General features: G+C 70.8%; 14 protein-coding genes and 3 pseudogenes. 11 read left to right on the forward strand and 6 right to left on the reverse strand.

The genetic code is table 11. From position 1 onward, the window contains the following. Positions 1 to 14: 14 nt before the first annotated feature. On the reverse strand, positions 15 to 572 hold the full coding sequence (locus tag HNR70_RS15940; RefSeq protein ID WP_246375211.1) for an MFS transporter: 558 nt from the start codon (positions 570 to 572) through the stop codon (positions 15 to 17). Continuing rightward, positions 536 to 1,360: an MFS transporter gene (locus tag HNR70_RS15945; protein WP_312857649.1), complete on the reverse strand. Its 825-nt coding sequence runs from the start codon at positions 1,358 to 1,360 to the stop codon at positions 536 to 538. The genes HNR70_RS15940 and HNR70_RS15945 overlap by 37 nt, the downstream gene beginning before the upstream one ends. A gap of 294 nt (positions 1,361 to 1,654) precedes the next feature. On the opposite strand from HNR70_RS15945, the gene HNR70_RS11710 reads away from it, so the two are divergent. From HNR70_RS11710 to HNR70_RS15950, 4 genes and pseudogenes are all read left to right on the forward strand, one after another. Further along, a complete protein-coding gene (locus tag HNR70_RS11710; protein ID WP_184325820.1) occupies positions 1,655 to 2,092 on the forward strand; it encodes a cupin domain-containing protein in 438 nt (145 codons plus the stop codon). Next, complete coding sequence (locus tag HNR70_RS11715) at positions 2,089 to 2,781, forward strand: aldo/keto reductase (protein WP_184325821.1); 693 nt, start codon at positions 2,089 to 2,091, stop codon at positions 2,779 to 2,781. The genes HNR70_RS11710 and HNR70_RS11715 overlap by 4 nt, the downstream gene beginning before the upstream one ends. Before the next feature lie 52 nt (positions 2,782 to 2,833). Further along, positions 2,834 to 3,073: a hypothetical protein gene (locus HNR70_RS11720; RefSeq protein WP_184325822.1), complete on the forward strand. Its 240-nt coding sequence runs from the start codon at positions 2,834 to 2,836 to the stop codon at positions 3,071 to 3,073. Positions 3,074 to 3,111: 38 nt separating this feature from the next. Continuing rightward, a pseudogene (locus tag HNR70_RS15950) lies at positions 3,112 to 3,426 on the forward strand (SDR family NAD(P)-dependent oxidoreductase); the annotation flags it as partial. A gap of 372 nt (positions 3,427 to 3,798) precedes the next feature. Here the strand turns inward: HNR70_RS15950 and HNR70_RS11730 are convergent. Beyond that, positions 3,799 to 4,056 carry a metal-sensitive transcriptional regulator gene (locus HNR70_RS11730; protein WP_010549885.1) on the reverse strand — a complete coding sequence of 86 codons (258 nt, stop codon included), beginning with the start codon at positions 4,054 to 4,056 and terminating at the stop codon, positions 3,799 to 3,801. Between the two features lie 139 nt (positions 4,057 to 4,195). Here HNR70_RS11730 and HNR70_RS11735 point away from each other — a divergent pair, with 139 nt between their 5' ends. From HNR70_RS11735 to HNR70_RS11750, 4 genes are all read left to right on the forward strand, one after another. Then, entirely contained in the window at positions 4,196 to 5,083 is an 888-nt protein-coding gene (locus HNR70_RS11735; protein ID WP_184325823.1) for a sulfite exporter TauE/SafE family protein, read from the forward strand. A gap of 54 nt (positions 5,084 to 5,137) precedes the next feature. Continuing rightward, positions 5,138 to 6,580 carry an MBL fold metallo-hydrolase gene (locus HNR70_RS11740; RefSeq protein WP_184325824.1) on the forward strand — a complete coding sequence of 481 codons (1,443 nt, stop codon included), beginning with the start codon at positions 5,138 to 5,140 and terminating at the stop codon, positions 6,578 to 6,580. Further along, positions 6,577 to 7,167, forward strand: coding sequence for a rhodanese-like domain-containing protein (locus HNR70_RS11745; protein ID WP_184325825.1), 591 nt, complete (start codon positions 6,577 to 6,579; stop codon positions 7,165 to 7,167). The genes HNR70_RS11740 and HNR70_RS11745 overlap by 4 nt, the downstream gene beginning before the upstream one ends. Positions 7,168 to 7,310: 143 nt before the next feature. Beyond that, positions 7,311 to 7,475 (forward strand): DUF8730 family Cys-rich protein, encoded by a 165-nt coding sequence (locus HNR70_RS11750; RefSeq protein ID WP_166649429.1) that lies wholly within the window; start codon positions 7,311 to 7,313, stop codon positions 7,473 to 7,475. Positions 7,476 to 7,575: 100 nt separating this feature from the next. Here HNR70_RS11750 and HNR70_RS11755 read toward each other — a convergent pair whose 3' ends face one another. Next, the gene (locus tag HNR70_RS11755; RefSeq protein WP_184325826.1) at positions 7,576 to 7,791 is read right to left on the reverse strand and encodes a hypothetical protein; all 216 of its coding nucleotides are present in this window, start codon (positions 7,789 to 7,791) and stop codon (positions 7,576 to 7,578) included. A gap of 41 nt (positions 7,792 to 7,832) precedes the next feature. Here HNR70_RS11755 and HNR70_RS11760 point away from each other — a divergent pair, with 41 nt between their 5' ends. Both HNR70_RS11760 and HNR70_RS16515 read left to right on the forward strand, forming a co-directional pair. Further along, positions 7,833 to 8,381 carry a VOC family protein gene (locus tag HNR70_RS11760; protein ID WP_184325827.1) on the forward strand — a complete coding sequence of 183 codons (549 nt, stop codon included), beginning with the start codon at positions 7,833 to 7,835 and terminating at the stop codon, positions 8,379 to 8,381. Between the two features lie 38 nt (positions 8,382 to 8,419). Further along, positions 8,420 to 8,560: pseudogene (locus HNR70_RS16515) on the forward strand (hypothetical protein); the annotation flags it as partial. A gap of 39 nt (positions 8,561 to 8,599) precedes the next feature. Here the strand turns inward: HNR70_RS16515 and HNR70_RS11770 are convergent. Beyond that, positions 8,600 to 8,947: pseudogene (locus HNR70_RS11770) on the reverse strand (IS1634 family transposase); the annotation flags it as partial. 58 nt (positions 8,948 to 9,005) lie between these two features. Here HNR70_RS11770 and HNR70_RS11775 point away from each other — a divergent pair. Then, the gene (locus tag HNR70_RS11775) at positions 9,006 to 10,349 is read left to right on the forward strand and encodes an IS256 family transposase (protein WP_184325828.1); all 1,344 of its coding nucleotides are present in this window, start codon (positions 9,006 to 9,008) and stop codon (positions 10,347 to 10,349) included. Here HNR70_RS11775 and HNR70_RS11780 read toward each other — a convergent pair. After that, complete coding sequence (locus HNR70_RS11780) at positions 10,333 to 11,505, reverse strand: IS1634 family transposase (RefSeq protein ID WP_184325829.1); 1,173 nt, start codon at positions 11,503 to 11,505, stop codon at positions 10,333 to 10,335. The two genes, HNR70_RS11775 and HNR70_RS11780, sit on opposite strands and share 17 nt — an antisense overlap. Between the last annotated feature and the right edge of the window lie 9 nt (positions 11,506 to 11,514).

Here is an 11,514-nt window from a genome sequence, read left to right on the forward strand (position 1 = left end):
CGGGGCCTGCCAGGCTACGCGGCCTCGATGCCCTCCGCACCCCGGGCACGGATGAACACCGGCCGGCTCGCGACGATGCCGGCGACGAGCTGCCCGACCAGCACCACGCACAGCGCGATCAGCGGCACGGCCCAGCTGTCGGACGCGGCGTGGAGCGCGCCGATGCCGAGCGGGCCGAACCCGGCGACCAGGTACACGAAGCCCTGCGACACCGTCGAGAGCTGGCCGGTGAGGTGCGTGGTCGGCGAGCGCCACACGATATACGTCAGCGAGAGGCTGATCGAGGCGCCGAGCCCGAGGCCCAGCACCGTCATCCACGCCACGGCTCCGCTCGCCGGCGCGATGATCAGACCGAGATAGGCGGCGCCGAGGAGCAGCACGGCCACGACGGGGGGCAGCCACGTCGGCCCCAGCCGCGCGGCGAGGGTCGGCGCGAGCAGGGCGGCGAGCGCGGCGGGGAACGCGGAGTAGGCGATCATGCCGCCGGCGGCGGTCACGTCCATCCCGGCGTCCAGCAGGATGGTCGGCACCCAGGTCACCGTCGTGTAGTAGCTGACGCTCTGCAGCCCCATGAACCCGGTGACGGCGATGGCGGTGGGTCGGTGAGGATCGCTCCCAGCGGCGTGCTCCCGCGTCCGCTCGGAGCGTCGGCGACCGCGCCTGCGGAGCGCAGGCGTCCGGGCGAGCGGAGCAGCTGCGGCAGCCACACCACCAGGGCCAGCACCGCCGGGACGGCCCAGATCGCCAGCGCAGCCCGCCAGCTGCCGCCGAGGACCGGCAGCAGCGGCGCGGTCAGCCCGGAGGCGAAGGCCGCGCCGACGAACAGCGACATCGTGTACAGGCCCATCATCAGACCGGCGCGGTGGGCGAAGTCCTGCTTGATCGCCGCCGGCATCACGACGTTCCCCACCGCGATCGCGATGCCGACGAGCACGGTGCCGGCGAACAGGGCGGTCATGCTCGGCTCGTGCCGCAGCAGGTTCCCCGCCGCGAGGACCAGCAGCACGATCGCGAGCAGTCGGTGCATGCCGAGCCGCCGGGTCAGGCCCGGAGTGAGGAACGCGAACGCCCCGAACACGAACACGGGGATCGTGGTCAGCAGGCTCACGACGGTCGCCGACAGGCCCAGCGAGGCACGGATCTCGCCGACCACTGGTCCGATCGCGGCGACGCCGATGCGGAGGTTCAGCCCGATGAGGATCAGTCCGATGCCGAGCAGCAGCATCGCCCCGCGGCCACGGGGCGGCTCAGCGGGCTCGACGATCTCCGACGGCGCGGGCGGCGCGCCGGTGGGGACGGGGAACGTCTCCTCCGCGGCGGTGTCCGTGGAGCCGGTCGTCATGGGGGCCTTGCCGATCACGAGGGGATGGGAGGGGTGCCGGTCCCGGCGGGCCGCTGCGCTGCGGGGCGCCGGGAGTCGGACACGTGTTGCACAGTACGCTCTCCGGTTGGCAGATACGCAACCCTCGTCCGGAATCGCGCAGTGCGCGGCCCGTCTGCCGGTGGGCGGACGCCCGTCGGCCGGTGGGCTCCCTGTCCTCGACGATCCCTGCCAGCACCGTGCGCGCGCGCCGGCGCCGCGGAGGCGTCGAGAGCTGCGGGGTGTACCAGGAGGGCCTGGTTCGTGGACGAGGGCAGGTCTTCACTGGGATGCATGACCGAGACGACCTTCGACCAGCCCTTCCCACTCGGGGAGCCCAACGACGCCTTCGCGCAGTACTTCATCGGCCGGTCCTACCTGGCCCCGCTCACCGGCGGCAGCACCCCGGTCAGCAACGTGACCTTCGAGCCGGGCTGCCGCAACAACTGGCACATCCACCACGGCGAGGACGGCGCCGGCGACCAGATCCTGCTGTGCACGGCCGGGTCCGGCTGGTACCAGGCCGACGGCGAGGAGCCGGTGCGCATGACCCCGGGCACGAGCGTCCGCATCCCCGCCGGGACGAAGCACTGGCACGGCGCGACCTCCGACGCCTGGTTCTCGCACCTGGCCTTCATCACGCCCGGCGAGAGCGTGCGCAACGAATGGCTCGAGCCCGTCACCGACGAGGTCTACGCGCAGCTTCCCACCACGAACGGAGAGACCGCATGAGCATCCTGGAGGAGACCTACACCCTGACCGGCGGCGCCGAGATCCCGCGCCTCGGGCTCGGCACATGGTTCATCGACGACGACAAGGCGGCAGACGCAGTCCGCGCCGCGGTCGAGATCGGCTATCGCCACATCGACACCGCCCAGGCCTACGGCAACGAGAGCGGCGTCGGCGAGGGCGTGCGCACCTCCGGCGTCGCGCGCGAGGAGCTCTTCGTCTCGACGAAGATCGCCGCCGAGGTGAAGGACTACGACGCCGCCGTCGCCTCGATCCAGGGGTCGCTCGCGACGATGGGCCTGGGCTACTTGCTCGAGCACGCCGAGATGGTGCCGCAAGTGAACCAGCTGCTGGTCCACGCCGGGAACACGCCCCGCGAGCTGCTGGAGTTCTGCGAGGCGCAGGGCATCCGCGTCCAGGCCTACTCCCCCATCGCCCACAGCGCGATCATCGAGAATCCCGACGTGCAGGCGATGGCCGAGCGGTACGGGGTCACCGTCCCGCAGCTGTGCATCCGATACACGCTGCAGCTGGGCACCGTCTCGCTGCCGAAGACCGCGAACCCGGAGCACATGCGCGCGAACGCCCAGGTTGACTTCGAGATCACCGCGGAGGACATGGCCGCGCTGGAGGGCCTGGAGGCGCGGGACTACGGCGAGCACGCCGCGTTCCCGGTGTTCAGCGGGGAGTGAGCAGCCCGGGCGGGGGCGATGATCTGTCGGACCCCCGCCCTACTCTCGGCGCATGATCATGATCCTCGGCGACGAGCCGCCGGAGCCGTACTCTGAGCCGCGCGGCACCTGTCCCGTGTGCGGTTCGCACCAGCTGATCCACCATCCGCTCGGCGGTCCGGACCCGCGCCTCGACGAGGAGGATCCGCCGTGGGTCCAGTGGCAGGGGTGCGTCCTGGCCTTCAGCGACCGGACGTGCGAGGACTGCGGTGCCGGGTGGAACGTGGAGAGCGACGAGGACGAGGAGGAGTGAGCAAGGGCTGATCCCGGCATCCCGCTCCGGCCCGGCCGGTGGATCTGCTGGTCAACAGCGCCGGCTTCGGGCTGCCGCTGGCTTTCGAGCGCAATGACATCGAGGACGAGGCCCGGCATCTGCGCCTGCACGTCGAGGTGCCGATGCGGCTGATGCACGCGGCGCTGCCGGGCATGCTCGAGCGCCGCTCCGGCACGATCCTGAACATCGCCTCTGCCTCCGCGGTGATGCCCCGCTCCACCTACGGTGCCGTGAAGTCCTGGCAGGTCCAGTTCTCCCGCTGGGCGAATGGTGCCTACCGGCCCCGTGGCGTGACCGTCCCCGCGGTGTGCCCCGGCTACACCCACACCGACTTCCACGCCCGGCTGGGCCTGCCGCGCGGCGAGGAGGGGATCCCGGACTGGCTGTGGCTGGAGGCGCCGCGGGTGGTGGAGGAGTCGCTGCGCCATGCCGGGCGCGGGAAGGCCGTCTCCGTCCCGAGTCGGCGCTACACCGCGATCTGGACCGCCGCCCGCCTCGCCCCCTCCGGGCTGATGGCACGGCTCGCCGCGCGGGGGCGGCGAGCGAGGCAGCCCCCAGGGAGTGCCCGTCGGCCGCCGTTCCCCGACGCGGCGCTCCGAGGCGATGTCGGCATACGGCACAGCGGGGGGCGGCGAGGCGATCCCGGAGCGGCTGCCGATGGGGCGTTGCGGGGCACCGGGCGACGGCGCGCTGCGCCCCGCCTCTCACGCGAGCGTGAGGAACAGCTTCTCGAGCTCCTTGCGGTCCAGGTCCTTCTCCGGGCTGGTCATGCACTGCTCCATGCCGCTGGCGATGATCGCGAAGCCGGCGCGGTCCAGCGCCTTGGAAACGGCGGAGAGCTGCGTGACGACGGCCTTGCAGTCCTTGCCCTCCTCGATCATCCGGGTGACGGCCGCGAGCTGCCCCTGGGCGCGCTTGAGGCGGTTGACCACAGGAGTCATGTCATCGGGGTTCAGGTCCATGGCGTTCTCCTCGGGTCGGTCCGCACGCCCCAGAGTATACCCCCCGGGGTGTCTTGCATACCCCCTGGGGTATGTGGCAGGCTCGGCGACGGAGGCGGTCTCGCCGCGAGCCTCCGACCCACCTCTCGAAAGACCCCTCGTGACACCCACCCTCGCGCTCACCCTGCTGCTGGCCGTACTCATCGGAGTCTCCCTGGGGCTGCTCGGCGGCGGGGGCTCGATCCTGACGGTGCCCATCCTCGCCTACGTGGCGGGGCTTCCGGCCAAGGAGGCGATCGCCGCCTCGCTCGTCGTTGTCGGCGTGACCTCGGCCGCCGGCGCCATCAGCCACGCCCGCGCCGGCCGGGTGCGGTGGCGCACCGGGGTGAGGTTCGGGGCCGCCGGTATGGCCGGGGCCTTCCTGGGCGGACTCCTCGGCGGGCACATCCCGAGCGCGGTGCTGATGGTCGCGTTCGCACTGATGATGATCGCGACGTCGGTCGCGATGCTCCGGGGCCGACGGGGCGCGCCCGCAGAGGAGGGACCGACCCGGGAGCCGTCCGCGAGCAGGATCGCGCTCGAAGGGCTCGCGGTGGGCCTGGTCACCGGGCTCGTCGGCGCGGGCGGCGGCTTCCTGGTGGTGCCCGCGCTAGCGCTGCTGGCCGGACTGCCGATGCCGGTCGCCGTGGGCACGTCGCTGGTGGTCATCGCGATGAAGTCGTTCGCAGGTCTCGCCGGCTATCTCACCTCCGTCTCGCTGGACTGGGCCCTGGTGGGCGGGGTGACGCTGGCAGCCGTGCTCGGCTCCCTGCTCGGCGCGCGAGCGGCAGGCCATCTCCCCGAGCGGGCGCTGCGCACGGGCTTCGGGGTGTTCGTCCTCGCCATGGGGGCTCTCGTCCTCGTGCAGGAGCTCCCGGGCGCAGTCGGCGCCGTCGTCGGCGGAGTCGTGGCGCTTCTCGCCCTGCTCGCCGCCGGATGCTGGATGCTGGTGTCGTCCCGTCCGCTGCGCACCGCCCGACCCGCCTCGCATACCCCCCGGGGTATCTGATACCCTCGGGGGTATCCCGTCCGCTGCCCGTCCCGCACACCCACTGGAGGAACGATGCTTCTCGAACGGATCTATGACGAGGACCTGTCCCAGGCCGGCTACTTCATCGGCTGTCAGGCGCAGAAGGAAGCGCTGGTGGTGGATCCGCGGCGCGACATCCAGGTCTACCTCGACCTCGCCGCCCACCACGGCATGACCATCACCGCCGTGGCCGAGACCCACATCCACGCCGACTTCCTCTCCGGCACCCGCGAGCTCGCCGCCGCCACCGACTCCACGGCGTACGTCTCCGGCGAGGGCGGCGAGGACTGGCAATACGGCTTCGAGGCCGAGCGCCTGCACGACGGCGAGTCGATCCAGCTGGGCAACATCACCGTCACCGCCCGCCACACCCCGGGCCACACCCCCGAGCACCTCAGCTACCTGGTCACCGACGGCGCCTTCGCCGACGAGCCCGGCTACTTCCTCACCGGCGACTTCGTGTTCTCCGGGGACCTGGGCCGCCCGGACCTGCTGGACGAGGCCGTGGGCATGGAGGACACCCGCTTCGCCGGCGCGAAGCAGCTGTTCGCCTCCCTGAAGAGCGCGTTCCTCACCCTCCCCGATCACGTGCAGGTGTTCCCCGGCCACGGCGCCGGCTCCGCCTGCGGGAAGGCGCTGGGCGCGCTGCCCTCCACCACGGTGGGCTACGAGCGGAGGTTCGCCTGGTGGGGCCCGTTCCTGGAGAACGACGACGAGCAGGGCTTCATCGACGAGCTGCTGGACGGCCAGCCCGACGCCCACGCCTACTTCGCCCGCATGAAGCGGCAGAACACCGACGGCCCCGCCCTTCTGGGCGAGCGCCCCGCCCCGCGCGAGGTGGCGACCGGTGAGCTCTCCGGCGGCCTCGCCGACGGCTCTCTCGCCCTGGTGGACACCCGCCCCGTGGCGGAGGTGCATGCGGGCACGGTGCACGGCGCGCTGTCGATCCCCTCCCTCGGCAAGGCCGCCACCCACATCGGCTGGGCCTTCGACCCCGAGACCGACGACGCCCAGCTGGTGGTGCTCGCGCCCGACGCGGCCACCGCCGCCACCTACGGCGACCACTTCGTGCGGGTGGGCGTGGACGCGCTCACCGGCTACATCCCCTCCCTGGACGGGCTGGAGCTGTCCGCCCCCGCCACCGTGGCCCCGGCGGACCTCGCCGCGCTGCGCGCGCAGGAGCCGGATGCGCACCTGCTGGACGTGCGCACGCGCACCGAGCACGCCGCCGGCACGGTGGACGACGCCGACCAGCTCTCCGCCGGCAAGGTGCTCTTCCACCCCGGCGACCTGCCCGCGAAGGACGCCGGGCGCCTGATCACCTTCTGCCAGTCCGGGCTGCGCAACTCCGTGGCCGCGGCCGCGCTGCGCCGCGCCGGCTACGACGTGGTGGAGCTGGAGGGCAGCTACGCCGGCTGGTCCCGCTGGGCCGCCGCACAGCACGAGCTGGGGACCACCGGAGCGGACGCCCGATGACCGCCACCCCCACCACTCGCACCGTGACCCCTGCCGAGCTCGCCCACCGCCTCAGCACGGACCCCGAGCTGATGGTGATCGACGTGCGCACCCCCGGCGAGTTCGAGACCGTCCACATCCCCGGCTCCCACAACGTGCCACTGGACCTGCTCACCGCCCACACCGACACGCTCGCCGGCCGCATGGGCGAGCACGTGGTGCTGGTGTGCCGCTCCGGCGCCCGCGCCGGGAAGGCCTGCGAGGCGCTGCAGCAGTCCGGCCTGGAGGGCATCGACGTGCTCGACGGCGGCATCGCCGCCTACCAGGACGCCGTGGGCGAGGTGAACCGCAGCGGCGGCCGCTGGGCGATGGACCGCCAGGTGCGGATGACGGCAGGCACCCTGGTGCTCGCCGGCACCCTCGCCGGACAGCTGGTCCACCGACGCCTGGGCCTGGTCGCGGGCGCGATCGGCGCAGGGCTCACCTACTCGGCGCTCAGCGACACCTGCGCCATGGCCGCGGTGCTCGGCAGGATGCCGTGGAACCGCACGGCCGACTCCCCCACCGTCGAGACCGCCCTGGTGCCCGGCGGCGTCGCGGCGCGCTGAGGCCACCCGCCGAGGTCACCCGCCCCGCGCCGGAGCCCGCCGCTCCGGTGCCGGGCGGCCTCCCCCTCCCCGGCTCGCGCCGGACCGTGCCCCGCACCCCGCTCACACCCCTCCTCTCTCACCTCTCACCGAAGGAGCACGCCATGTGCCGAGCCACCACCTGCAACACCTGCGGCAAGACCACCTGGGCCGGCTGCGGCCAGCACGTCGACCAGGTCATGAAGGACGTCCGCCCCGCCGACCGCTGCCCCGGCCACGCCGAGGCGGCCCCGGAGAAGGGCTTCTTCGCCCGGCTGCTGGGTCGCTGAGGCCGCCACCGCTTCGCCCTCCTGCAGGGCGACCGCGGCCTGGCCGTTGACCTGCATCCACACGATCTGCTTGGCCAGCCCCCTGACCCGACACCGCGGCTCAGCGGGTCAGCGCCTCCCGGGCAAGGGAAGTCGCCTCCGGGGAGAAGCAGAAGCCCCGCTCGCTGAGCCGCGAGGTCACGGTGCCGGTGTTGGCGAGCAGATGCCAGGCAGGCAGGTCGAGGATCGCCCCGGTGGTGACGGGGCCGGACTCGCTCGGTCCGATGCCGGGACAGAGGACGTCGGCCGTCCCAGGCCGCGCGAGTACGGTGGCCATAGACGTATGCACCGCGCATCACCAGAGAGAGGACGCCCCCCATGTCAGAGTCCCCCGCTCCCACCGCCGGCCCCCTGCCCCGCGGCATCCAGCACATTGGGGTGACGGTCCCCGATCTCGACGCCGCCACCACGTTCTTCGTCGAGGGGCTCGGCGCGAAGGTCGCCTACGACGGCCTCACCCCCGAGGACGAGCCGCGCGAGGGCGAGGAGGTGGAGCGTCAGCTGGGTCTGCCCTCCGGCGCTGCCATCCATCGCCAGCGAATGATCGTGATCGGCGAGGGCCCGGGGCTCGAGGTGTTCGAGATCCGCGGGGAGCAGCGCGCGGCGTCCGGCCTCGCGGACTTCGGCCTGAACCACATCTCCCTGTACTGCGACGACATCGAGGGCAGCCTCGCGCGGCTGGTCGCGGCCGGGGGCAGGCCCCTGTCCGAAGTGCACGGCAACAGCCGCCACGAGGACTCACCGGGCAACGGCAGCGTCTACGTGAAGGCGCCGTGGGGGATGCTCATCGAGCTGCAGACCATCCCGTCCGGCCACTACTACGACGAGGACTCGCAGGCCGAGGTCTGGATGCCCTCCCCGCGCTGACCGTTCCGCTCACGGCCGCACAGATCGCTCGTTCGACCGTGGTCTCATCGCTTCCCGACGGGATCCTCGTCTCGGGGCCGATGGCGGGGGCGGGACCGGATCCGGCGATGCTCCGTGAGGTGCGCGAGGCCGTACCCGAGGAGATCCCGGTGCTGCTGAACACGGGCGCGCGGGCGGAGACGATCGCCCGGATGCTCGAGGTCCTGAGTTGGACCTTTTTAGTGAGTCAGTGCATCAAGCACGTGCCGGGCGTCGTCGGTGAGTTCGGGCTTGGCTGTGATCTGCAGTCCGGCGAGGCTGATGGTGACGTCTTGGAGTGGGCGTCGTGTGCGGATGATCTTGCGGATGCTGAACCCGGTCTTGTGCTGCAGGTAGCGGGCGATCGCCAGGGCAGTGAACACGATGGTGAGGTGGGCTTCGATCGCGTCGCGTTGCCGGTGAAATATGGGCCTGGCCTGCAGGTCTGTCTTGCTCATCCGGAAGGGCTGCTCGACGTGCCAGAGGTCGTGATAGTTCGAGAGCACCTCTGCCGGCGGCATGACCTGGGCGGGGATATTGGTGACGTAGGGGCGTGTCAGATGGTCTGTGTAAGCCGTACCGAAAGGAACGGTAAGAATCATGACCATGACCGACGAGAAGACGCCGGGTGGGCCTTCGGGCCAGGACCTGGTCGAGCAGTTGAAGGCCGCCGGGCAGCTGGACGCGCTGCTCGCTCAGATCGACGCCGGGAATGTAGAGCTGACCGGCGATGGCGGGTTCGTGCCCGCGCTGGTCAAGGCCGCGCTGGAACGGGGCCTGCAGGCCGAGCTGAGCAGCCATCTCGGCAACGAGAAGGGCTCTGAGGACGCGTCGAAGCACGCCAACTCCCGTAACGGGACGACGCCGAAGACGGTCCAGTCGGAGGTCGGGCCGATCGCGCTGGACGTCCCGAGGGACCGTGCCGGCTCGTTCACGCCGCGCCTGGTCCCGAAAGGCCAGCGGCGCCTGGGCGGCCTCGATGACATGATCATCAGCCTCTATGCCAGCGGGGTGACGATCCGGGACATCCAGCATCACCTGGCGTCCACGCTCGGCACGGACCTGTCGCACGAGACGATCTCGAACGTCACCGACGCCGTGCTCGAGGAGGTCTCCGCGTGGCAGGCGAGGCCGCTGGAGGAGTTCTACCCAGTCCTCTATCTCGACGCGATCCGAATCAAGATCCGGGAGAACAGCCAGGTCATCAACCGCGCCGCCTACATTGCGGTCGGCGTCGATCTTGACGGGGTCAAGCACGTGCTGGGGATCTGGGTCCCGGACACCGAGGGGTCGGCGTTCTGGGCCCATGTCTGCGCTGACCTCGCCAACCGCGGAGTGCGGGACGTGCTGATCGTGTGCTGCGACGGGCTCAAGGGCCTGCCGGAGGCGGTCGAGGCGACCTGGCCGGACTCGATGGTCCAGACCTGCGTGGTCTACCTGATCCGGGCCGCGACGCGGTTTGTGGCCTACGAGGACCGCAAGAAGGTCGCCGCCGCGCTGAAGCCCATCTACACCGCGGCCAGCGAGGACGCGGCCTGGGCGGCGCTGGTCGAGTTCGAGACCTCGTCACTGGGGCAGAAGTACCCCTCGATCGTGATGACCTGGAAGAACTCGTGGGACCGGTTCGTGCCGTTCCTCCAGTTCCCGCCGATGCTGAGGAAGGTCATCTACACGACCAACGCGATCGAGTCGTTGAACTACCAGCTGCGGAAGGTCACGAAGAACGGTGGACACTTCCCCTCGACGGACGCGGCCGTGAAGCTGCTCTGGCTCGCGATCTGCAACATCGAAGACAAGCGCGCCGCCGATCGCGCCCGAGACCGTGGCAAGCCCGCGAACGAGCGGAAGGCCCAGGGCCGGCTCGTCGAGGGGCAGGTCGTCTCGAATTGGAAGCAGGCCCTCGCCCAGCTCGCCGCCGCCTACCCCGACCGGATCACCCCATACCTGTGAACACCCCGCTTACACAGACAAATTGACAGGCCCAGTGGTTCTTCAAGAACCGGGTCGACTTCACCGCCACGTCCCCGTCGATCACGGCCCGGGCCCGGTTCTCCTGCGCAGTGAGCGTGTGTCCGTCCCGGACTGCGCGTTTGCGGGAGTAAGCCCAGACGGCCCGCCAGTGCACGAGATGCTGCTCGGGGTCCCAGACCGGCTCCCGCCGGTTCTTCTTTCGCTCGGTCCTGGTGTTGCCGTGGCGCGGGGTGATCGTGTCGATCAACTGCCCATCGGTGAACGCATCCCCCTCCCAGTGGAAGTGATTCTCCAGGTCACCCGGCGCTTTCACCTGTCTCGAGCCGCCGATGAACTTCAGCTCCGCCTCGTCCAGCGCCGTCAGATTGGCGGTGGAGAGCATCCCGGCATCAGCGACCACAACCATGTCGGCAAGGTTGTGGCGGGTCTGGAACTGCTTGATGATCGGCACGATCGTCCGGGTCTCGGCATGGTTCCCCTCGAAGCAGCCGATCTCCAACGGGAACCCGCCACGATCCACCAGAAGACCCACCACGATCCGCGAATCGACCCGGCGTTCCTTGGAGTAGCCGACCTTCCGCAGCTCGTCCTCGTGCTCCGCCTCAAAGTAGAGCGTGGTGACGTCGTAGAGGACCAGCGAGATGTCACCGCTGGTGGCAGCGTGTTCGACGCACTTCGTGGCAATATGGTCGCGGTACTCGCGCTCGGCGACGCGGGCCAGGCAGCGCTTCATCGTCGAGCGGTGCACCGGGTCCATCCCAACCTCGGTCAGCACGCGAGCGGAGTCGCTCATCGAGGTCGGCTCGATCAGTCTCGCGGCGACGAGCTGGAAGAACGCCTCGTCCTCGATGACGTCGAACCCCAGCGCCGTCCATGCCACCTGGAGCGTCTCCACCAGCTGGCGGGAGCGTTTCGAGTGGACCACCGCTGACTGCGGATCCCGCGGAAGACCCAGGTCAAGGGCCTCCTGGCCCGCGTTGATCTTGTCCCGGCCCGCACTCATCAGCGCGGCAAGCTCGGCCTCGGTATGGGCGGAGCCGAGGTGCTCCAGCACTACATCCCGGCGTTTCTTCCGCTCGGCGATCTGCACCGCAGTCGCACCCGACGCCGTCTTCACCTTCCGCAGAAACACCATCCCGTTAGT

It is taken from the genome of Brachybacterium aquaticum, from assembly GCF_014204755.1.
GTDB lineage: Bacteria > Actinomycetota > Actinomycetes > Actinomycetales > Dermabacteraceae > Brachybacterium > Brachybacterium aquaticum.